Raw genomic sequence first — 20659 nt, 5'->3', positions numbered from 1 at the left:
TCTGGTTACTGCGTGCACACAGCCGGAGGACGGATGACCGCTCACAACCCGCTCGCCGAGAACCTGACGCGCATCCGCAAAGCCCGCGATTTCTCCCAAGAGGGACTCGCCGAGGCTGCTTCAGTCGGCGTCGACACCGTGGCGCGCATCGAGCAGGGCACTCGGACGACCAGCCGTCCGGCCACCCTGCGGAAGCTCGCGGCCGCGCTCGGCGTCCCGGTCGATGCGCTGCTCGGCACGCTGCCGGCGCCGCACTCTCGCGATGTCGACGTGGCGCCGCTCCGCCGGGCGATCACCGCGGATGCGTCCATTCCCGGTCTTGAGGACCTGGCCGACACCCGCGAGCTGCTGCCGCTCCCAGAACTCACAGCCAGCGCGCACGCTGCTTGGAGGGCGTACGTCGATGGGCGCCATGCCGAGCTGCTGCACGCGCTGCCAGTCGTCCTTGCCGACGCTCGTCGGGGCGTCCGCGATACCCGCGACGAGGAGCGCGCCGGCGCGCACCGCGTCTTGTCGACCGCGTATCGGCTCGGCGCTGGCATCGCGGGCCGACTCGGCTTCGACGACTTGGCCTACACCTCCGCCGCCCGGGCGATCGAGGCTGCGGCCGAGTCGGACGCTCCCGAGGTAGAGGCTGCGATCTCGCTTCGCTATCTCGCGTGGACGCTCGTCCGCCAGGGACGGGCGGAAGACGCTGAGCGTGTCGCCACGCAGGCGGCCGCCGCGATGGAACCGCGGATGCTCGACCGCGACCCGGTGCGCGCTGGTGTATTCGGCAACCTCCTGTTCAACGCCGCAACCGCCGCGCTGCGAACCGGTAGCGCCGGCCGCGCCGAGGACCTCCTTGCCGCTGCTCACGCTGCCGCGATCCGGTCGCGAGGCGACACGGCCTCAGAAGCCGCGATCTTCGGCCCCCGCGTCGCTGCGCTCCAGAACGTCGAGCTTGCGGCGCGGGCAGGCGACCCGGAACAGGCGCTCCGTCTGGCTGCCGCCGTGCCGGGTAGCACGGGCGACGTCCCGGCCTTCTGGGAAGCCGGTCACCGATTGTTTCTCGCGGCGGCGGCCGCGGACCTCCGCCACGATCGGGACGCCCTGGAATGGCTCGCCGAGGCGCGCGACCTTGCGCCGGACTGGGTGCGGTATCAGCCGCTCGGCAAGACCACGATGCGGCGTCTCGTTGATCGAGCGACCCGGCGCCGCGGGCCGGAGTTTGCCGCTCTCGCCAGCCACTACGGCGTCGTTGAGTAGGGCACCGCGCATTACGGCCTAGGAAGCTCTGTCCACAATGGTCGATCGCAAAAGGTGGTGGCGGTAAGCACGCGGGCTTCCTCGAACTCGCCGAGCACTAGAGAAAGGGCGCGCTATTCCGGTCCTGCAGTATTCGTCACGACTGGAGATGCCGCGGTCCAGCCGAATCCTGACCTCGCCTCACGAGAGTGCTGATAGAGCGTCACGTTGTCGAACCTTGTCCCGTCGGACGCAGCGCTTTCGACCCCTTTCGAGCAGGTCTGCTTTGGTCCGGTTCTGGAGCGTCCGGCAACTGCGGGATCTTGACCACTTCGAGCCCAGCGGCACGGCCTCGGGTGGCCATGCCGGTGTCGTAGGTCAGCAAAATCACCTGGCGGCCGGCAAGGATCTGCACGGCGACGGCGCGGTCGATGATCTCGTCGTCGTCGATCGGCAGCCGGATGTGCCGTGGTGGGTCGAGTAGGAGTTCCAACGTGACCTCGCCGCGTGGGACGCCACCGCCCTCGGCTTGCGCGGGTGAAAAGTCCGCGGGGCGGAACTGCGCTGGTCGGGTGGGATCGACCAGGAGCCGGTCGAGCTCAGCAAGGGTGTGACGGGATCGCCAACGGAGATGTGGGTCTTTGGACTTCTTGAGGTTGTCCAGCTCATCGACAACTACGAGCGGAACCAGAATGTGCAGAGGCGCGTCGCGCTCATCCACCAGCTTGGCGAAGTCGATGTGCTCGAACTTCTCCCCGTCCAGGTAGACGTTGGTGTCAGCCACGATGAGCCGACCGGTTGCCGCCCAGCGATTTATCTCGGCGGCCAGTGTGTCCGCAGCCACCTGGAGGTCGTCGATACGTGCCGTCAACTCGGCGAAGACCAGGCCGTTGGCGACCCCCGCAGTGCCGCCGTCAGCCATCCCCATCAGGCGGTCGTATGGTCGCGTGAGAATGAGGCGATCGATGTCTGCCTGCGTGATCTGGCCCCGCAAACGTCGTGCTGCGCTGTGAGCCCACTGGAAATAGCGGACGACTCGGTCCGCCGCATGGATCGCGCGCCCAGCAGCATCAGCCCGGACGTTGTAGGCATCCGTATGGAGTTCCCGCAGGGTCCGTTCGACGTTCGCCCGGTCGGCACCGGGTACCAGAGTCACCAGCATCCGCGAAGTCTTGCATCGACCCACCCGATCGTCCTCTTGGCAGCTTACGACTTCGATTCACGCGGCCGGCCGCGCAGCGTGTGCGGTAATCAACAGACCGGGAGCGCCTATTCGCGGCGCTCGTAGATCACGGTCATGCCGGGCGCGGATGTGCCAGCGGCCGACGGCATCCGGCTGATCGGCGACGGCGTCGGTAAGGTCGGGAGTGTCCATCGGGGCTTCACCGCCGGAATTTTCCGGGCAACGACCTTATGACGCGGTCGAGTCGGAGGCCGGTTCGTCCTGGCTTTTGAACTCGGTAGCGAGTTCGGTCCACAACCGACGGGCTCGAAGTGTCTTCACTCGTGATGACGAGTGAACGTGGCGGCCTGGATGTCCATCACCACCAGGCTCCCACCGTGTTGGTTCTGCTCGTGTGGTCTATGCGGGTAGTCGCATCGTGGCGGGCCCTGGTGAGGTTCGAGCCAGCGAGGTTCGCGCGGGTGAGGTCCGTGCTGGTGAGGTCAGCGTCGGTGAGGTTCGCGCCGGTGAGGTTCGCATTGGTGAGGTCGGCGCCGGTGAGGTTCGCGCCGGTGAGGTCCGTGGCACCCATACCAGCGACGCCTTCGCTCACGTGGCTGTGGCTCGCGTCGAGGAGATCCGGGACTGTGAGGGTCGCGTTGGCCAGGTGCGCGCCATCGAGGTTGGCGTTGGTCAGGTGTGCGCCATCGAGGTTCGCGTTGGTGAAATCCGCGGTGATTAGCAACGCCTCAGAGAGGTTCGCGTTGGTAAGGTCGGCGTAGATTACGTTCGCGCCGGCGAGCGATGCGCGGGTGAGGTTGACCCCCATCAGGTTGGTGCCGATGAGGTCGACGCCGGTGAGGTTCGTGCCGGTGAGGTCTGCGCCCATGAGGTTCGCTTCGGAGAGGTCGCCGAAAACCTGAGCGCCACCTAAACACGTGTATTGCAGGTCGATTTGGGCGCCCTGATCGTTGGCCTTGTCGCGGCGTCCTAGCACAGTGAGTGCGGCTTGGACGTCCAAACCGACTGGCGGGGGCGGACACGGTGCGGCTGCGCTGTTCGCAACGGGAACGGCGCTGCGGACGAACGCGGAGAGCACCTCGATAATTGTGGGCTGGTCGCGTGAGGAGTCGTAGGCGAGCCGTTCCAGTGCGTAGATTCCACCGAGCCGGGTCTGCAGGTGCTCGCGGCCTTGAGCGCCTATCTGCTCGATAGCCTTGGTGTACCGGTCGGTGATCTGGCTCTGCTGGGACACGTTGACCTGGTCCCGCGTTGCCGACAACGATAATCCGGTGAACACCAACGCGCCCAACGCGGTGGCGGCGGTGATCAACGAAGTCACTGCCGACCAGTTCCGCGGCTGTCGAACTTGAGTTGTGGTCGGGGCTGGTCGGGCGAGGAGGCCGCTCTGGTCGGACGTCCGCTCCCACACGATCGATTGAGCGGCAGCCGCCGGAGTTGCCGGTCGTCGGGACAGCGTGAATACCCAGCTTCCCAACACCGCAGTCGCCAGGGGAATTACCCACCATGCGTGTAACAATGAGTTCCCGACCGCGGCCCACCCCGGCCACCATGCTGGCCATGTGACCTCTGCGCTCGCTGTGAGCACAGCGACCACAACCAACCCGATACCGGTCCGGCGCAACCGCCGTCGCCTGGCTCCGCTCATGAAAGATAAGTCGCGCTGCGCCATGCGATCGCTACATTCAGGTAGAGCTCCGCGTCGACCCCTAGATCTTCCGTCTGGTTGGGGTATAGACCTGAGTGACGAACTGAGTGACGATCGAGAGAGGCAACGGCGGTCATCAGCGAACGTCCACGGACACTGAACCGTCAGGTCAAGCGCCATCCAATGTGACTGGCGAGCCGCGACCTTGCCCTGATAACGAAGAGGTCCCAGGTTAAGTCCTGATAGGGCCACGCAAGTCAAGCCCGGTTCGCGTTGTGCGAGCCGGGCTTTTGCGTGTCAGCCGCCCATGACGCCAACAGGACGAGACCGTCCGCAGCCGCCGTGCCGGCGGGTGCCGTGTACACGTTCAAGAGCAAGCCGGGTTCGGCGGACAGCTCCATCGACTCGACGTCCAGGTCGAGGCGGCCCACCACCGGGTGGTGCAGACGCTTGCGTCCGGACCGGTGGAACCGGACGTCCTGCGATGCCCACCGCTGCCGAAACAGTTCACTGCGCGTCGACAACTCACCGACCAGGGCGATCAGCTCTTCGTCGTGCGGATTGCGGCCGGCTTCCATGCGCAGCTTCGCGGCCACATCACGAGCGATCCGGTCGTAGTCGACGAAAAACGCCCGTGCCGCTTCGGGATTCAAATACACGAACCGCGCGGTGTTCGCCGGGCGTCGCGAATCGGCCAGTACCGGGGAATACAGCGCGCGGGCGAGGTGGTTTGCGGCCAGCACGTCGTAACGGCCGTTGCAGATCCACGCCGGCGCGTCGGTGATCGCGTCGAGGACCTGCTGGAGTGCCGGACGCAGCGTCACGGCGGGGCGCCGGCGGCGGGGACCGCCGGGCGCCCTTGACTGCCGCGCGAGCTGGAACAGGTGGTCGCGCTCGGCCTCGTCGAGCTGCAAGGCGGACGCAACCGCGTCGAGCACTCCGTCGGACGCGCCGGCGAGGCCGCCGCGCTCCATGCGCACGTAGTAGTCGACCGATATTCCGGCCAGCAGAGCTACCTCTTCGCGACGCAGGCCTTTGACGCGTCGGTTGCCGCCGTACGCGGGCAGTCCGGCCCGCTCGGGCGTGATCCGCGCGCGCCGGGAGCTCAGGAACTCCTTGATCTCGGTGCGCGGATCGATCTTGGTCACCCCTTCACCGTAGGCCCTGTCCGCGGGCGACGGGAGGTTCTGCCGGTACCCCTACGTGCCCGTCGCGGTCGTGGCGATGCCGCCGTCGACCGGGATGATCGCGCCCGTGAGGTAGGCCGCGGCCCGGCTGGCCAGGAACACGGCGACACCTGCCATGTCGTCGTCGCGGCCGAGCCGGCGCAGCGGGGCCTTCGCCGCGATCTTGTCGCCGATGGCGTCGAGCGTGGCCGCCATCATGTGCGACGGGAACGGTCCCGGGGCCACCGCGTTCACCGTGACGTGCTGCGGGCCCAGTTCCCTGGCCAGCACCCTGGTGAGCTGGTGGAGTCCCGCTTTGCTGCTGGCGTAGGAGTAGTTGGGCGACTCGGCGACGTGGATGGCGGCGATGCTGCCGACGTTGATGACCCGCGCGGGATCATCGGCGGTGCCCGCCTTGCGCAGTGCGGGGAGCAGCGCCTGCACCAGCCAGAACGGCGACTTGAGGTTGACGTCGATCACCGAGTCCCACGCCTCGTCCGGGAACGTCTCCAGCGGCTCACGCCACATCGCTCCCGCGTTGTTGACGAGGATGTCCAGCCGTTCCGAGCCGACGAGGTCAGCGAGGCGCTGACACTCGTCGTGCCTGGACAGGTCGGCGGGAATCGCTTGCACGTCACCGAAATCGGAAAGGAAACGCTGTGCCTCCGCGCACGTGTCCGCATTGCGCGAGCTGATGACGACGCGCGCGCCCGCCTGCAGGAGGCCGCGCGCGATCATCATCCCGATGCCCCTGGTGCCGCCAGTGACGAGTGCGTGCTTCCCACTCAGATCGAAAAGGTCCGCGTGAGTGGTGAACTGGTTGTCCGACATGGATCTTCCTCTGTGGAGCCGGGAACTGACTCGACGAGGCTGACAGGCGTCCTGGACGACGGGGAGATCCTGGCGGTACAGGTACTGGGAGAGCCACCCTTTCAATCGCTGACGTGCGCCGTGTTGTCGAGCCAGTGCCGAACGAGGTCGGCGTCGCCGTCGATGGTGGTGCCGGGTGCTTCCGCCACGGAATGCCGCCGGGTCAAGGTCAGCAGCAGCGCTGATGCGGGGCCGGTCACCGTCACGTCGGCCGGCCCGGTGCCGGGCCGCCACTTCGCGCCGTCCGGCGTCCGCTCGACGAGCCATGCGTCCGCGGTGTCCGTGGCCTGCCACAGCAGGGTCTGCCCGGTGCCGCGGATCGCGTGGGCGGACTCGGACCGCCGCAGCTCCCACGTCGGGGAGGTGAGCATCGTGAGGTGGTTGCTGATGAGCGCCGCCGCGACGTCGGCGTCGACGTCGGCCGGCCGGTCCGCCGCGCTAGCCGCGTCGGCGCCGTGGACGACCGCCTCGTTGAGCATGCTGGTCAGCCAGAACTGCGTCCCGGAACGGTCGTCCCCCGCGGCGTTGAACACCGGTGCGTCGAGCGCGTCGTCGGAGCACGCGGCCGCGACCCGCCGCGCGGCCTCCGCCAGCCACGCCGGCCACTCGGCGGGGCCGGCCGGGGGTGCGGCCATCTCCATGGGCAGCTGGGTGGGGTCGGTGATGCGCCGCTCGATGATCTCCGCGACCCAGTGCTGGGTCTGGCCCAGGTGCTCGACCAGGTCGGTGACGGTCCACTCCGGCGCGGTCGGCACAGCGGCGTCCGGTCCGGCCGCGACGGCTGCTTCCGCCATCCGCCGCGTGTGGTCGACGATCGCTCGCCGGGTCTGTTCCGCGTTCAGTTCGGTCATCGTTCGCCCCTTGTCTCCGGTCGGCCTTCGCCAACGCGTCGAACGAGGATGACCGGAATCGACAGGACCCGGATACAGGTCAGCCCTGCCGGGAAGAGAATGAACCGGCAGGGCTGAGCGGTCACGGTCGGCGCGCGCCACGGTCGCCTCTCGGCGAAGTGGCTCAACGCGGCTCCAGCCGAACGGAACTCCGCGAAGGCGGTGGTTGAGGCCCGGGGGACACGGTGGGCACGTCGACCAGTGGGTACAACGAGACATCCCGTCCCGGTATTTCCGGCTCGGTGTGACCTGCGTTACCTGCGCAATCGTGGTTCCACGTGGAACCACCGCCCCCGACGGCGCCCGACGCCGGTGCAGTAACATCGCGGGGTAAGGGAAGCAAGCTGAGAAGGGGGCTTCGGTGAAGAAGCTGCTGGCACTCGCGGTCATCGCGGGCGGCGTCCTGTTCGTCGTGAAGCGCAACAAGGCGGCCAAGGCCGAAGCCGACCTCTGGCGCGAGGCGACCGCGCCGGTCCCCTCGAACAACGGCACGACCCCGGCCAAGCCGGCGGGCGCGTCCCACAACTGAGTTTCCCGCGGGCACTCGCCCGCACCCGGGGCTGTAGCTCAATTGGTAGAGCACCGCCTTTGCAAGGCGGGGGTCAGGGGTTCGATTCCCCTCAGCTCCACAGTGCACGAAAAAGGCATGCCCCGAACTTCCGGGGCATGCCTTCGACGTCTCAGCGGAGAAAGCTGATCACCGCGTCCCGGCCCGCGTGGCCGCGCTCGCGGTTCTGGATCGAGTGGGACTCGCCCGGGACGATCACCAGCTTCCCTTGCGGCGCGAGCCGGGCTTCCTCGCGAGCCCACTCCATCGGTGTCGACAAGTCGCGGTCGCCGTTCACCAGCAGCACCGGGACGTTCGGCAGCCGGGACGCCGGGTTCGAGCCGACGCGCTCGGCCGGCCACGGCAGGCACGTCTGGATGAACCCCTGCTGCGTCGCCACCTCCGTCGTGTACGGCCACGTTGCCGAAGCCGGCAAATGACGCGCGGTCAACGACAACAGTGGCTGACGCAGGGAAACCGGCGTCGCCGACGTGCCCCAAGGGAAACGCTGGTCCGCGCACAGCGTCGCCGCGTGGAGGCCCGAACTGAACGACGCCGGGTCGTCGCCGCCCGACTTGTACGCCTCCAGCAGGCCGTCCAGCTGTGCCGGCGAGCCCGCGCGGGCCGCGTGGAGTGCCCCGATGACGTCGCCCGCCGAGGGGTTGCGGTACGTCGGGTCGACGAACTCGTACGTCACGATCAGGTCGAAGATCTTCACCCCGTCGGCCGTGCCGCGGTGGCGGACCACCCACGCCAGGTCCTCCGCCGGGTCGTAGCCGCAGGCCGGGGCCACCGCGCACGCCGCTCGCAGCACTCGGGCCTCGGCCGTCAGACCCGTCAGGTACAGCGACGCCGATGGCGAAGCGTGGTGCGGCAGCACCGAATCCAGCACGACCTTGCTGACGTTGCCCGGGTGCGCGATCGCGTACCGCGCCGCCGTGAACGAGCCGTACGAGACGCCGTCCACCACCATCTTCGACACGCCCAGCGCCTGGCGCAGCTGGTCGAAGTCCGCGACCGTCTGGTCGGTCGAGTACAGCGGTGCCGTGTCGCCGAGGATGCGCACGCACTCAGTGACCGCGTCGCGCGTCGGGGTCGCGATGTCCGAGCTGCCCATCTGGGCCTGCAAACCCGGGCACCGCAACGCGTTCGCGCCGGTGCCGCGCTGGTCCAGCATGACGAACCGGTAGTCCTTCGCGACCTCCGGCAGCCGCTGGGTCGCGATCCTCGTGATGCTGCCGACGCCGCCCTGGCCGGGGCCGCCGGTCAGGAACAACAGCACGCCCTTGGGCGCGGTCACGTTGTCCGCGGTCGCCACCGGCAGGTCGAGCGTGCCCGGCACGCGGCCGGACCGGTCGAGCGGCACGGTCAACGTCGAGCACGTGAAGCCCGGCTGGCCCGGGCACGGATGCGGGTCCGTCAGCGTCGGTCGTCCCCCAGGACGCGCGTCGGCCGAGGCCACACCCCCGAGTGCGGCAGTCAGCGCCAGGACCAGCCCGGCGGTCAGCAGTTTCGAGCGCATGATCCATCATCGCCACACCGACCAGGGCGCCGCATACCCCCGATCAGGGCCGGACGCAGGAAATCTTCGCCCGCACCGCACCCGTCGGGCTCGCTTCGCCCGCCGTGTTCGGGGCGTTGTCGCGGCGGTTGCCGTCGGAGCTCGTGACGCACAGGCGGCCGTCCGGGAGCAGCACCGGGCTCGTCGGGAACTCCAGCGAGCCGGCGTTGCGCAGCTTCGACGTCGCGTCGGCCGGGTTGCGGAAGTACTCGGTCACGCGGCCGTCGCGGCGGGCCAGCACGATCGCGTTGCGCTCGTTCGCCGCCGTCCAGACGTTGCCCGCGCGGTCCAGGACGATCCCGTCCGCGCCCTCGAGGTACGGGTGCTGCACCGAGACGTCGTCGAGGCACAGCGTGTTCGCCGGGAACGCCGCGTCGCAGCCGGTCGCCGCGCGGGGGCGGCCCGCGCGGTCCATCGGTACGCGCCACAACGCGCCTCGCGCGGTGTCCGCGATGAGCAACGTGCCGTCCGCCGTGAACGCCAGGCCGTTGGCGACGAGGTGCTGTGAACCCGCGGTGTCCGCCGCCGTGCGGCCGGTCGGCGTGATCGTCACCGTGCCGGGCGGCAGGCCACGCACGTCGCGGCCGATCCCACCGGGGATGACGTCGCTGACCAGCGGCTGCACGCGGAACTGCTCCTGCGCGACGCCGTCCGCGCCCGCACGCCACACCCGGCCCTGGCCGGTGACGCCGTCGGAAACCCACAGCGCGCCCGAGCGGTCGAACGCCAGGCCGTTCGCGCCCGGGACGCCGCTCGTGAACACCGTGGCCGACGGCGGGTTCGCCGCGTCCGGCACGAACGACACCACCGTGTCGGCGTTCGCGACGTACAGCCGGCCACGACGGTCGAACGCGAGCCCGGCGGGGTTGCACGGCCCGGGGATCGTGCCGACGACCGCGGCCGGACCGCCGCTCGCGGCGACGCGGTAGACCGGGCACGGATCCGCGCCGCGCGCCGGCGAGTAGAGGTTGCCGCGGCCGTCGGTGGTCAGTCCTTCGAGGCCGAGCGGCGACGCGAACACCGTCTCGAAGACGGCCGGGTGCTGCGAAGACGGGACTTCACCGGCGGAAGCGCCGGAGAGCAAACCGGCGGACAGGGCGGCGGTGGCGATCAGGACGACGGTGCGGCGCATGCAGGGCCTCCGTTTTGTCGGATTTCCTGCCTACGCCGCCGCGTCCGGTCCGTCAAGGCCAGAGGCGCTCGCGGACCCAGCCGCCGTCGGCCTTCCGGTACCGCAGCCGCACGTGCCGTCGGTCGTGGCTGGCCTGCCAGAACTCGACCTCGTCGGGGTCGACGAGGTAGCGCGTCCACGTTTCCGGGGCCACGTCCGGGTTTTCCGCGACCCAGCGCTCCGCCTCCGCGGCCGCCGCGTCGAGCTCCGCCGGGTCGCGCAGCACCTGTGACTGGTGCCCGATGAACGCTTCGACGCGCGATGCGGGCGGCCGCGCCAGGAAGTCCGCTGCGGACACCTCGGGCGCCGCGGGGGAGACCGGGCCGCGCAGCCGGACCTGGCGGCCGCGGCCGGGCCAGAAGAACGTCAGCGCGGCGCGCGGATCCTTGCGCAGCTGCAGGCCCTTCGGGCTTTCCGAGCTGGTCGCGACCGCCCAGCCGGCCGGGCCGACGTCCTTGAGGATGACGACCCGCGCGTCCGGCGCGCCATCGGCGTCCACTGTGGACAGTGTGACGGCGTGCGGTGCCAGCACGTGTTCACCGGCTTCGGTCAGCCACTCGACGAAGAGCGTCCGCGGGTCCTCGGCCGCCGTTTCCGGCGTGAACACGGGGAGTTCTTCGGGGAACGAGGGCCATCCGCGCAACGCGACCATGTCAGTAACCGTACGGCTGCTGCCCCGGCGGCGGGTAGCCAGGCGCCGGCGGACCGGCGGCAGGCGGGGGCGGCACCGCCATCGGCGGCTGCGGCGGCTGGACCTGCGCCTGCTGCCACTGCACCTGCTGGTACGCCTCGGCGGGCGGCGGGAAGCAGAACGTCAGCTTGGCGCGGATCGCGCCGTGCATCGCCGCGCCCCACATCTTCCCGCCGGTGAACGCGTACGTCTGGCCGGCGGTGAGGTCGACCGCCACCATCCGCGTTTCGCCGCCGAACTGGTTGCTCGTCTTCGCCGACGCGGCCTGCGCGGCGTCCGGGTACACGCGCTGGCCGACGAGCCCGGCGATGACGACCGAGGCCGCGGTCCAGCCCATGGTGCCGACCAGGTTGGCGCGCGCGTACTGCGTGGCGCGGCCGGTGAAGTCGTACAGCGCGGCCGCGCTGATCTCGGGGACGGCCGCGGCGATGACGCAGTAGTTCATCGTCGAGAGCATCACCGACTCGGCGAACAACCCGACGGGGCAGAGCGCGGGCCCGATCTGCACGGTCCCGAAGTTGCCGCCGGACCGCTGGATGCGCTCGGCCACCACGCCGAGGTACTGCTCGGGGGTGAGCACGCCGGAACCTCCCTGACTGAGACGACGGTCATCGTCGCACGACCGGCCGTCCCGGCGGATTCAGCCAGCGGTTTTCACACATGCTTCATGGTTGACTGTGCGCGCTATGCGACGACTCGTACTTCTCGCGCCCGCCGTGGTCCTGCTGGCCGGCTGCGGCCCCTCCATCGTGTCCGGCACCGCGACGCCCAGTTCGCCGACGGCGTCCGCCGGCACGGCCGCCGGTGCGGAGCTGCCGCCGGACCCCCAGCCGGCCGCGACCGAGGACTGCCCGTACCTCGACAGCGGGTTCGTGGCCGACTCGAACGGCCAGCACGTGTCGAAGGTGCGGATCTCGGCCGACCAGCCGCACCCGGCGTGCTTCTTCTACCGCCCGGACGGGAAGGTCCAGCTCACCGTCCGTGTTTACGTCGGGGACGCGAAGACGGCGACCGCGCTGGTCAACAAGGCGGCGCCGGTCGATTCGTCGAACCCCGCCAGCGACCCTTCCGGCTGGAAGGGGGGCTACGAGTCGACCGACGACGGTGCCGTCTACGCGGTCGCGAAGGGGTCCGCGGCGGTCATCGCGACCACCAACCAGAAGCAGAGCGTGAAAGCACGCACAGTGGTCAAGAAGGCTATCGCTGCCCTGAAGCTCTAGGTAGCGGGCTCCACACGGGTGAGTGATGTTGATCTTGTATTACCCTGTGCGTCACGCGCAGGCTTCGTGGACTCGCGCACCGCAGCCATCGGGGGATCCCCACCCCGGGGGCCGGGCACAAAATCTGCAACGCAAAGGACAAGATTCGTGGCTGACACCCTCAAGGACATCCTGCTCGACTCCAGCCGTCGTCCGGCTGTCGTGACCGACTTCGAGACCCTCGTCGACGCCGAGGTCTCGGACAAGGGCGGCGTTTCGGGTGCCGTCGTCAAGACCGGCTTCGCCGCGGTCAAGAAGATCAAGCCGGGCATCATCCCCTCGGCCGTCGACACGCTGCTGCCCGACTTCGCCACCGCGCTCGAGCCGTTCTACGGCGACTACCGCGCCAAGGGCGGCAACGACTTCGGTGCCTACCTGACCAGCCGCTCGGACGAGGCTTCCGACGCGCTGCTGAGCGTCACCGACTCGCGCGCCGAGCGCAGCAGCCGTGACAGCATCAAGAAGGTCTACTCGAAGCTGCGCCCGAACGGCAAGAAGAACGTCGAAGAGGCGCTGCCCCGCCTGGGCCAGCTCATCGACAAGCACACCGCGAACGCCTGATCGCACGCACGACTGAAGAGGCCCCTCGGGTGCACGCCCGAGGGGCCTCTTCGCGTCCGCTTCAGTTCTTCTTCTCGGCGGGCGCCGGGGACGGCGCCTTGCCGTTCGCCTGCGGGCTCGGCTTCGCCGCTTCGGCGGGCTTCGGCGCGGGCGGGGTGGCCTTCGGCGGCGCGGGGGCGACCGGCGGCTCCTGCTTCGACCGGAGGGCGTAGGCGGCGCCGGCGCCGACCACGACCAGGCCGAGCAGCCACGGCCACTTGCGACGGCTGCGCGTGCCCTTCGCCGCGGCCTTCGCCTCGACGACGGCGGCGTAGAAGTCCTTCTTCGCCGCCTTGAAGTCCTTCTTGCCGCGACGCTTCGAGTCGCCGGCGGCCTTCGCGGCCTTGATGGCGGCCTTCTTGGCCTTGCGACCCGGCTTGCGCAGCTCGGACAGGCGGGAGAGGGCCTCCTGGCGGGCGGCCTTCGAGCTCTTCTTGAGCTCCTTGCGGGTGAGCTCGGTCTTCTTCGCGAGCTGCTTCTGCGCGCGCCGGCCGTGCTTGACGCCCTCGGAGACGAGTTTGTCGGCGGTCTCGGCGGCCTGGGCTGTCGCCCGGGACATGGACTTCACCTCATCATTCGTTTTGACACTGCTCTGTTACCCGTAACCTATCGTGCCCCTTTTCGCCGCCGCCCGCTGCAGATGGCACGATGAAGCCGTGAAAGCGACGCTGCACACCAACCAGGGTGACATCAACCTGAACCTCCTCCCCGACCACGCGCCGAAGACGGTCGCGAACTTCGTCGGGCTCGCGGAAGGCACCAAGGAGTACACCCAGCCGAACGCGGCGGGCACGAACTCCGGCCCCTTCTACGACGGTTCGATCTTCCACCGGGTCATCGACGGCTTCATGCTGCAGGGCGGCGACCCGACCGGCACCGGCCGCGGCGGGCCCGGCTACAAGTTCGGCGACGAGTTCCACCCCGAGCTGCAGTTCAGCAAGCCGTACCTGCTGGCCATGGCCAACGCGGGACCCGGCACGAACGGCTCGCAGTTCTTCATCACGGTCGCGCCGACCACCCACCTGAACTTCCGGCACACGATCTTCGGCGAGGTGGCCGACCAGGAGTCGCGCAACGTCGTCGACGCGATCGCGCGCACGTCGACCGGCCCGGCGGACCGCCCGCTGACCGACGTCGTCATCGAGAAGGTCACCATCGAGCACTGACGGCTTCTCCGACGGGAGTTTCGGTAGGTTGGTGACATCGTGAACCAACCGCCGAACCCCGCCGCCGAGCAAGCCGCGCTCCCCGGGTGCTGGTGGCACCCGAACCGCCCGACCGGGCTGAGCTGTTCCCGGTGCGGGCGTCCGGCGTGCCCGGACTGCCTCCGCGAAGCCCCCGTCGGCTTCCAGTGCACCGACTGCGTCCACAGCGGCGCCCAGCAGCAGCGCCGCCAGCAGCGCGGTTACCAGGAAGCCGGGTTCGGCCAGCGCACCGTCTTCGGCGCGCGGCTGTCGCAGTCCGTGCTCGTCACCCAGGTCATCCTCGCGGTGAACGTCCTGGTCTTCCTGATCACGGTCGTCCAGGCGGGCAGCCTGAACGACAACGAGCTTTCGACGGCCTTCCAGTACGGCACCCTCTACGGCGACGCGACCCTCGGCCACGGCGAGTGGTGGCGCGTCCTCACCAACGGCTTCCTGCACTTCGGACCCATCCACATCGCGGTCAACATGTTCTCGCTGTGGATGATGGGCCGGTCGCTGGAACAGGTCTGCGGCCGCGGCCGCTACCTCGCGCTCTACTTCGTCTCGATGCTCGGCGCGTCGGCTGCCGTGCTGCTGTTCGGCAACCCCGGCGGGTTCCCCGGCACGGCGGGCGCGTCCGGCGCGCTGTTCGGCCTGATGGGCGCCTACGCGGTCACGGTGCTGAAGCTGCGGCTCAACCCCACCGGCCTGCTCATCACGCTCGCGCTGAACGCGTTCATCACGTTCGGCATCCCGGGCATCTCGATCTGGGCGCACGCCGGCGGCCTGGTGACCGGGGCGCTGGTCACCGTGGCGCTGCTCTACGCGCCGCAGGTCAGCCAGGCGCGCTGGCAGGCGATCGGCATCGGGATCATCGCCGTCGCGATCGTCGGCCTGATCGTCTACAAGGGCTCGCAGTTCGACGCCGAGACGTGCCAGTTCGTCCAGTTCCCGTTCGGCCGGTACTACTTCTGCCGCTAGCCGCGCGCGCGGAGGGTGCTGAGGACGTCCAGGACGTCGCGGGGGTCCTCACCGAGGTCGAGCCACCCGAAGACGTACAGCTCGTCTTCGTGCTCGACCTCGAGCGTGACGCCGTCGCGGCCCAGCCGGCGGGTGGTGCGCAGCCGGGTGCGGGTCTGGGCCCACGGGAGCGGGTGCGTGCCGCCGAGCGTCCGGGCCACCAGGCCCTCGGGGCCGGCGGCCAGGCGCGGGCGGACGAGCGTCGAGTGCGCGGCGAACGCGCCGACGGCCAGCGTGGCCAGCGCGAACAGCACCAGGCCGCCGCGGTCGCCGGTCAGCGCGTCGGCCACCACGCCGATCAGCAGCAGCGCGGTGACCGCCCACGCCGATACCACAAGGGCCCGCCGTGGTGCCCACGAGGTGGGGTAGTTATCCACAGGGGTTATCCACACTGGGGATGAGTCACACCGGTGTAATTCGGCGTCAAGCCGCCATTCGGAGTAATAATCAACGCCAGCGCATGGTCATGAGCAGACCGGCGATCATCAGCGCGAACCCGCCGGCGAAGTTCCAGTTGCCGAGGTCGGCCATCCAGGAGATCTTGTCGCCGGCGATGTAGTTCACCAGCAGCCAGACCAGACCCACGAGCATCAGCCCGAACATCGGGATCTTCCAGGCGAGACCGGTGGGACCGGCCGCCCGCACCTTCACCGGCGTGCGCCGGTCGGCAGGCGGGGTGTACGCCGTCTTCTTGCGGACCTTGGACTTGGGCATCGTGTTCCTCGCGGTGCTCTTCGGGCTCGTCTGGTGGCGATGACCCGCCTGGGGTGCGCAACCAGCGCCACGTGCACACGTTAACGTAAATGACCGCAGGAAAGCAGCGGCCGGGAGTGGTCGGATTTCCCGTACCGTGACGTCGGGGTCACCAAGTGTTGGACGCGGCTTGAGAGGAGCTTGCGTGACTACGCGCGAAGGACCGGATGACGACCGGCGCAGAACCCCCGGACAACGGCCCATGCCCCAGCGCCGTCCCGTCCCGCCGGCGCGCGGCCAGGTGCCGCCCCGCCAGGCCCCCGGGCAGCCGCCGCGGCGTCCGCAGGGCCCGCCGCCGCGCCGCTACGCCAGCCCGCCCCCGCCGCCCGGCGCGAACGAGGAGACGGTCGTGTTCGCCCCGGTCAAGGGCGGTACCGCGACCAAGGAGAAGCCGCCCGCGGCGCCGCTGGGCAAGGGCGGCGTCGCCATCCGGACGGCCGGCGAAGTCCTCATCACGCTGGGCCTGGTCGTGCTGCTGTTCATGGTCTACGAGCTGTACGTGACCGACCTGTTCTCGGCGGGCAAGCAGTCCGAGGCGAGCGACCTGCTCGACGGCGAGTGGGCGCACGACCGCACGCTGCACCCCGAGCTCATCGACGGCAAGGCGTTCGCCCGCATCCACATCCCGACGTTCGGCGTCGACTACAACTTCACCATCCAGGAGGGCACCGACGACGCCTCCCTGGAGGTCGGCCCCGGCCACTACAAGGGCACGGCGCTGCCCGGCGAGCCCGGCAACTTCGCCGTCGCCGGCCACCGCGTCGGCAAGGGCGCCCCGTTCAACGACCTGGACAACCTCTCCTCTTGTGACCAGATCGTGATCGAAACCTCGACCGACTTCTACATCTACAAGGTCCTGCCCTACGACGACGAGATCGAGGACTGGGCCGGCGGCAAGGGCGCCGACCCGAAGTGCAAGGGCGTCTCGACCCTGCGCGATTCGAACGCCGAGGAGGGCGGCGCGTACAGCGAGACGTTCGGCCGCAAGGTCGTGCTGCCCAGCCAGGGCACCGCGGTGAACCCGGTCCCGTACAAGGACGCCGACACGCTGCCGAAGGCCCAGCAGGCGGCGCTGCTCACGCTCACGACGTGCCACCCGCAGTTCTCCGCCAAGGAACGGCTCATCATCACCTCGGTGCTGACCCAGCAGGTGCCGAAGGACCAGGTCAAGGACTACGGCGACCTGCTCTCGAAGATCGGGGAGGCCTGATGTACGCCTGGCTCTGGCGGAAGTTCCCCGGCCCGTTCGCGGTGAAGCTGACGATCGCGGTGGTCCTCGCCCTCGGCGTGGTGGCGCTGCTGATGTTCGTGGTGTTCCCGTGGCTGGAGCCGCGGCTGTGGTTCAACGAGGTCGCGGTCAACTGAAGACGCGGGGGAAGCACCGCCACGATCCACCGCCGGAAGACCCGTGGAACGAGATCGGGCCCCGGCTGTGGATGGGCGGGCACGTCCGGACCGGTCCCGCGGGCGAGGAGCCCGTGGTCGTCCGGCGCGAGTTCGACCTCGTGCTGAGCCTGTACCAGCGGGAAGGCCACGGCCCGCCGCCCGACGTCGAGCACCACTTCGCCGAGATGCCGGACGGGCCGCTGACCGCGGCGCAGATCGCCGACGTGGAGCGGTTCGCCGTGCTCGCGGCCGAGGCGGTCCGCGCCGGGCGGCTGACGCTCGTGCGCTGCCACACCGGGCTCAACCGGTCCGGGCTCGTCGGCGCGCAGGCGCTCGTCGAACTCGGGCTCGGGGTGCCGGCGGCGATCGCCCGGCTCCGGGAGCGGCGCTCGCCCAGGGCGTTGAGCAACAACCTCTTCGTCCGGTACCTCGAGACGGGGTTGCCGACCGCGCGCCTGCTCACCGGGCTGGACGCTTGAGGTTCGGCGTCTTCCTGGTCAGCGGCCGGTTCCCCGGCCAGGCGGACGCCGACGTCCTGCTTCGGTCGGTCCGGGCCGCCGAGTTGGCCGAAGAAGCCGGCTTCGACGACGTCTGGTTCGCTGAACACCACTTCGTGCCCTACGGCGTCTGCCCGTCCGCGATCACGCTCGCCGCGCACGTGCTCGGGCGGACGTCGCGGATCGGGGTCGGGACCGCGGTCAGCGTCCTGTCGACCACGCACCCCGTCGCGCTCGCCGAGCAGTGGGCGATGCTCGACGCCGTTTCCGGCGGACGGCTGCGGCTCGGCGTCGGGCGCGGTGGCCCCTGGCAGGACCTCGAGGTCTTCGGGACCGGGCTGGACCGCTACGAGACCGGCTTCGAAGAGACCCTCGACGTCTTCCTCAGGGCGGCCACAGGCCGCGTCGAAGCCAGCGGAAGGCACTTCGCCTTCCGTGAGGTGCCGCTGGTGCCGTCCCCGGAACGGCGGCCGGACGTCGTCGTCGCGTGTGGTGGGGCGACGTCCGACGCCGTACGCCAAGCGGCCGCGCGGAACCTTCCGCTGCTGCTAGGGCTGCACGCCGATGACCACGAAAAGGCCAAGACTGTCGCCGCCTACGGGAAGCCCGCGGACCACGTCTCGACCGTCCTCTGCCAGGTGGGTGACGCCGACGTCGTCCGGCAAGCGCTGCCGGCGTGGCTGAAGGACGGGCTCGGCGCGCACGTGACGGTCGACGGGCGGCCCGGGCCGGGCAAGGACCCGGGGGAGTACACCGAACGGCTCTGCGCCATCCACCCCGTCGGCGACCCGGAACACTGCGTCCGGACCCTGGAGACGAGCCTCCAGCGCACCGGCGTCTCCCACGTGCTGATGCTCGTGGAGGCGTCCGGTACGCCGGAGGGCACGTACGCGAACATCGCGCGGATCGGCACCGAGGTGCTGCCCGCGCTGCGGGCTAGCAGTCCCGCAGTTCCGGGCTCTGGTTGAGCAGCTGGCCGCGCGGCGAGACGAACGCGCGGTAACGGTCACCGTCCACTTCGGACGTCTTGAAGACCGCGACCCGGTGGCAGTTCTGGAAGGCCAGCTTGACGCCGAAGTGGCGCTCGAGACCGCCGCGGATCGCGTCCGACGCCAGTGCCCGCAGCAGCTGGCCGCGAGCGGCCTCGCTGGGCGGCGGTGTCTCGTTGTCGGCGAACCCGTCCGCCGCTCCTTCGGCGTCGGCGATGACGCCGGTGATGACCTCCCAGGCGTACGGCAGGGATTCCTTGACGCAGGTGACGAACTCGGCGTCGGTGACCTCCCCGCGCTCGGCCTTCTCCAGCAGCGCGGGTGACACGTCCAGGGACATCGAACCTCCAGTTTGAGCAGGGCCACCCTCTTGGCTACCTGCCGGGTGTCCGGGCCACAAGAGAAAACGATGATCATCACCAATATGGCGGATCACTCCCAGCGGAAGAGCTTCGCCGCCAGCGCCGTTCCGATGACCGCGAACCCGGCGAGGACGACCAGCTGCAGCGGCTGCACGCCGGTGCCGACCCAGGCGTCCTGCAGCGGCTGCGTGCCCGGCGGCAGGTAGTCGCCGATCCGCTGCAGCACCACCGGCAGCAACGCCCGCGGCAGGTAGACGCCGCCGAAGAACATCGTCGGGATGAACGCGATCAGCGCGAACCCGCCGGCCGCCTTGGCCGTCCGGGCGACCGCGGCCGCCAGCAGGCCGAACGAGAACATCGAGACCGTGCCGAGCAGCAGCGTCAGCAGGAACAGCAGCGGGTGCTTCGGCAGCGGGACGTCGTAGACGGCGTTGGCCGCCGCGAGCACCACACCGATGCCCGCCAGCGCGACCACGACGTGGATCAGCAGCTGCGCGCCCAGCAGGTTGACCGGGTGCACCGGCGTCGTGGCCAGCCGGCGCAGCACGCCCTGTTCGCGGTAGGTCGCCACCGCGCCCGGAATCGACTGGAGGGCGAGCATCGCGAGGCTGATGACGATCAGCGACGGCACCCACGCGTCGATGAACCGGTACCCGCCGGCGGCCGGGCTGGGCTCGGTCATGCCCGGGATGGCGCCGACGGCCAGCAGCACGGCGGTCGGCAGGAGCAGTCCCGCGACGCCCATGATCGGCGTGCGGAGGAAGAGTTTCGTTTCGGTGGCGGTGACCTTGGCGAAGGTGTTCACAGCGTGCTCCTCGTGAGCGAGACGAACGCGTCGTCCAGAGTGGAGGCTCCGGCCGCGGCGCGGAGCTCGGCGGGCGTGCCGGTCGCGACCACGCGCCCGGCGTCGAAGACGGCGACGCGGTCGCAGAGCCGCTCGGCCTCGTCCATGAAGTGGGTGACCAGCAGGACGGTGACGCCGGCGGCGCGCACGCCTTCGACCAGCCGCCACGTCTCGCGGCGGGCGTGCGGGTCGAGCCCGGTCGTCAGCTCGTCGAGGATGGCCAGCTCGGGGTTGCCCACCAGCGCGAGCGCGATCGACACGCGCTGCTTCTGGCCGCCGGAGAGCTTCCCGAAGTAGCTGCGTGCGTGGCTGCGCAGATCCAGCTGGTCGAGCAGGACGTCGACGTCGGCGGGGTCCGGGTAGAAGGACGCGAACAGCTCCAGCGCCTCGCGCACCCGCAGCTTCGGCGGCAGCTGGCTTTCCTGCAGCTGGACGCCGACGCGGCGGGTCAGCGCGGCGCGGTCGGTCGCGGGGTCGAGGCCGAGCACGGAGATCGTCCCGCCGTCGGCGCGACGTAGGCCCTGCAGGCATTCGACGGTGGTGGTCTTCCCGGCGCCGTTCGTGCCGAGGATGCCGAAGACCTCGCCGCGCTCGACGGTGAACGAAACGCCGTCGACCGCGACCCGGGAGCCGTAGCGCTTGCGGAGTTCGGTGACTTCGATGAGTGGCATGGCTCCGAAACTACGAAGGTTCGCGGCTGCCGAGAATGACGCTGAAACCCCAGCTCAAGTAGGGTTTTGCTGACGCGGGGGTGGGCCTGGCCCCACCCCGGCCGGGGAGCTTCGGCCAGTGCGCGGACGCGGGAGGTCCG

At 69.8% G+C, this 20659-nt stretch carries 25 protein-coding genes and 1 tRNA gene; 11 read left to right on the top strand and 15 right to left on the bottom strand.

Going from position 1 to position 20659, the window contains the following annotated elements; translation table 11 throughout:
• Positions 1-33: 33 nt before the first annotated feature.
• Entirely contained in the window at positions 34-1248 is a 1215-nt protein-coding gene (locus ACIQWX_RS05565) for a helix-turn-helix domain-containing protein (RefSeq protein WP_400865987.1), read from the top strand.
• A 202-nt stretch (positions 1249-1450) separates the two neighbouring features.
• On the opposite strand, the gene ACIQWX_RS05560 is transcribed toward ACIQWX_RS05565, so the two are convergent.
• The 5 genes from ACIQWX_RS05560 to ACIQWX_RS05540 all read right to left on the bottom strand — a co-directional run bounded on the left by ACIQWX_RS05560 (position 1451) and on the right by ACIQWX_RS05540 (position 6945).
• On the bottom strand, positions 1451-2389 hold the full coding sequence (locus tag ACIQWX_RS05560; protein WP_400865984.1) for a PIN domain-containing protein: 939 nt from the start codon (positions 2387-2389) through the stop codon (positions 1451-1453).
• Between the two features lie 379 nt (positions 2390-2768).
• Positions 2769-3731, bottom strand: a complete 963-nt coding sequence (locus ACIQWX_RS05555) for a pentapeptide repeat-containing protein (protein WP_400865981.1) — start codon at positions 3729-3731, stop codon at positions 2769-2771.
• A gap of 584 nt (positions 3732-4315) precedes the next feature.
• Complete coding sequence (locus ACIQWX_RS05550) at positions 4316-5206, bottom strand: helix-turn-helix transcriptional regulator (RefSeq protein ID WP_400865979.1); 891 nt, start codon at positions 5204-5206, stop codon at positions 4316-4318.
• Positions 5207-5257: 51 nt separating this feature from the next.
• Positions 5258-6055, bottom strand: a complete 798-nt coding sequence (locus tag ACIQWX_RS05545) for an SDR family oxidoreductase (protein ID WP_400865976.1) — start codon at positions 6053-6055, stop codon at positions 5258-5260.
• Positions 6056-6156: 101 nt separating this feature from the next.
• On the bottom strand, positions 6157-6945 hold the full coding sequence (locus tag ACIQWX_RS05540) for a maleylpyruvate isomerase family mycothiol-dependent enzyme (RefSeq protein ID WP_400865973.1): 789 nt from the start codon (positions 6943-6945) through the stop codon (positions 6157-6159).
• A gap of 400 nt (positions 6946-7345) precedes the next feature.
• On the opposite strand from ACIQWX_RS05540, the gene ACIQWX_RS05535 reads away from it, so the two are divergent.
• Complete coding sequence (locus tag ACIQWX_RS05535) at positions 7346-7513, top strand: DLW-39 family protein (protein WP_086679331.1); 168 nt, start codon at positions 7346-7348, stop codon at positions 7511-7513.
• Between the two features lie 27 nt (positions 7514-7540).
• Positions 7541-7613: transfer RNA gene (locus tag ACIQWX_RS05530), tRNA-Ala, on the top strand.
• A gap of 51 nt (positions 7614-7664) precedes the next feature.
• Here the strand turns inward: ACIQWX_RS05530 and ACIQWX_RS05525 are convergent.
• The 4 genes from ACIQWX_RS05525 to ACIQWX_RS05510 are packed head-to-tail and all read right to left on the bottom strand — an operon-like array spanning position 7665 to position 11534.
• Positions 7665-9053 (bottom strand): alpha/beta fold hydrolase, encoded by a 1389-nt coding sequence (locus ACIQWX_RS05525; RefSeq protein WP_400865970.1) that lies wholly within the window; start codon positions 9051-9053, stop codon positions 7665-7667.
• A gap of 43 nt (positions 9054-9096) precedes the next feature.
• On the bottom strand, positions 9097-10224 hold the full coding sequence (locus tag ACIQWX_RS05520; protein ID WP_400865967.1) for an SMP-30/gluconolactonase/LRE family protein: 1128 nt from the start codon (positions 10222-10224) through the stop codon (positions 9097-9099).
• Positions 10225-10276: 52 nt separating this feature from the next.
• On the bottom strand, positions 10277-10915 hold the full coding sequence (locus ACIQWX_RS05515) for a pyridoxal 5'-phosphate synthase (RefSeq protein WP_400865964.1): 639 nt from the start codon (positions 10913-10915) through the stop codon (positions 10277-10279).
• Position 10916: 1 nt separating this feature from the next.
• Positions 10917-11534 carry a hypothetical protein gene (locus tag ACIQWX_RS05510; RefSeq protein ID WP_400865961.1) on the bottom strand — a complete coding sequence of 206 codons (618 nt, stop codon included), beginning with the start codon at positions 11532-11534 and terminating at the stop codon, positions 10917-10919.
• Between the two features lie 106 nt (positions 11535-11640).
• Between ACIQWX_RS05510 and ACIQWX_RS05505 the strand changes: the two genes are divergently transcribed.
• Entirely contained in the window at positions 11641-12174 is a 534-nt protein-coding gene (locus ACIQWX_RS05505) for a DUF2020 domain-containing protein (RefSeq protein ID WP_400865958.1), read from the top strand.
• Positions 12175-12321: 147 nt separating this feature from the next.
• Positions 12322-12774, top strand: a complete 453-nt coding sequence (locus ACIQWX_RS05500) for a DUF6918 family protein (RefSeq protein ID WP_086679339.1) — start codon at positions 12322-12324, stop codon at positions 12772-12774.
• 61 nt (positions 12775-12835) lie between these two features.
• On the opposite strand, the gene ACIQWX_RS05495 is transcribed toward ACIQWX_RS05500, so the two are convergent.
• On the bottom strand, positions 12836-13372 hold the full coding sequence (locus ACIQWX_RS05495) for a hypothetical protein (RefSeq protein ID WP_400865955.1): 537 nt from the start codon (positions 13370-13372) through the stop codon (positions 12836-12838).
• A gap of 97 nt (positions 13373-13469) precedes the next feature.
• Here ACIQWX_RS05495 and ACIQWX_RS05490 point away from each other — a divergent pair, with 97 nt between their 5' ends.
• Both ACIQWX_RS05490 and ACIQWX_RS05485 read left to right on the top strand, forming a co-directional pair.
• Positions 13470-13979 carry a peptidylprolyl isomerase gene (locus tag ACIQWX_RS05490; RefSeq protein ID WP_091389439.1) on the top strand — a complete coding sequence of 170 codons (510 nt, stop codon included), beginning with the start codon at positions 13470-13472 and terminating at the stop codon, positions 13977-13979.
• Between the two features lie 39 nt (positions 13980-14018).
• Complete coding sequence (locus tag ACIQWX_RS05485; RefSeq protein WP_400865951.1) at positions 14019-14978, top strand: rhomboid family intramembrane serine protease; 960 nt, start codon at positions 14019-14021, stop codon at positions 14976-14978.
• On the opposite strand, the gene ACIQWX_RS05480 is transcribed toward ACIQWX_RS05485, so the two are convergent.
• Both ACIQWX_RS05480 and crgA read right to left on the bottom strand, forming a co-directional pair.
• Positions 14975-15352 carry a PH domain-containing protein gene (locus ACIQWX_RS05480; RefSeq protein WP_400865948.1) on the bottom strand — a complete coding sequence of 126 codons (378 nt, stop codon included), beginning with the start codon at positions 15350-15352 and terminating at the stop codon, positions 14975-14977. The genes ACIQWX_RS05485 and ACIQWX_RS05480 overlap by 4 nt on opposite strands.
• A gap of 112 nt (positions 15353-15464) precedes the next feature.
• Positions 15465-15731 carry a cell division protein CrgA gene (gene crgA / locus ACIQWX_RS05475; RefSeq protein ID WP_033261030.1) on the bottom strand — a complete coding sequence of 89 codons (267 nt, stop codon included), beginning with the start codon at positions 15729-15731 and terminating at the stop codon, positions 15465-15467.
• 241 nt (positions 15732-15972) lie between these two features.
• Between crgA and ACIQWX_RS05470 the strand changes: the two genes are divergently transcribed.
• The 4 genes from ACIQWX_RS05470 to ACIQWX_RS05455 are packed head-to-tail and all read left to right on the top strand — an operon-like array spanning position 15973 to position 18621.
• Positions 15973-16980 (top strand): class E sortase, encoded by a 1008-nt coding sequence (locus ACIQWX_RS05470; RefSeq protein WP_400865944.1) that lies wholly within the window; start codon positions 15973-15975, stop codon positions 16978-16980.
• Positions 16980-17135 (top strand): hypothetical protein, encoded by a 156-nt coding sequence (locus ACIQWX_RS05465; RefSeq protein ID WP_086675995.1) that lies wholly within the window; start codon positions 16980-16982, stop codon positions 17133-17135. Before ACIQWX_RS05470 ends, ACIQWX_RS05465 begins: the two co-directional genes overlap by 1 nt.
• Complete coding sequence (locus tag ACIQWX_RS05460) at positions 17108-17635, top strand: protein phosphatase (RefSeq protein WP_400865940.1); 528 nt, start codon at positions 17108-17110, stop codon at positions 17633-17635. Before ACIQWX_RS05465 ends, ACIQWX_RS05460 begins: the two co-directional genes overlap by 28 nt.
• Complete coding sequence (locus ACIQWX_RS05455; protein ID WP_400865937.1) at positions 17632-18621, top strand: LLM class flavin-dependent oxidoreductase; 990 nt, start codon at positions 17632-17634, stop codon at positions 18619-18621. Before ACIQWX_RS05460 ends, ACIQWX_RS05455 begins: the two co-directional genes overlap by 4 nt.
• Here ACIQWX_RS05455 and ACIQWX_RS05450 read toward each other — a convergent pair.
• The 3 genes from ACIQWX_RS05450 to ACIQWX_RS05440 all read right to left on the bottom strand — a co-directional run bounded on the left by ACIQWX_RS05450 (position 18590) and on the right by ACIQWX_RS05440 (position 20519).
• Complete coding sequence (locus ACIQWX_RS05450) at positions 18590-18982, bottom strand: SCO5389 family protein (RefSeq protein ID WP_086856199.1); 393 nt, start codon at positions 18980-18982, stop codon at positions 18590-18592. The two genes, ACIQWX_RS05455 and ACIQWX_RS05450, sit on opposite strands and share 32 nt — an antisense overlap.
• 92 nt (positions 18983-19074) lie before the next feature.
• On the bottom strand, positions 19075-19809 hold the full coding sequence (locus ACIQWX_RS05445; protein WP_400865934.1) for an ABC transporter permease: 735 nt from the start codon (positions 19807-19809) through the stop codon (positions 19075-19077).
• On the bottom strand, positions 19806-20519 hold the full coding sequence (locus tag ACIQWX_RS05440) for an ABC transporter ATP-binding protein (RefSeq protein WP_400865931.1): 714 nt from the start codon (positions 20517-20519) through the stop codon (positions 19806-19808). The genes ACIQWX_RS05445 and ACIQWX_RS05440 overlap by 4 nt, the downstream gene beginning before the upstream one ends.
• Positions 20520-20659: the final 140 nt, after the last annotated feature.

This window comes from Amycolatopsis sp. NPDC098790 (assembly GCF_044759945.1).
In the GTDB taxonomy this organism is placed as follows: Bacteria; Actinomycetota; Actinomycetes; order Mycobacteriales; family Pseudonocardiaceae; genus Amycolatopsis.
This window is presented reverse-complemented; position numbering and strand designations above follow the sequence as displayed.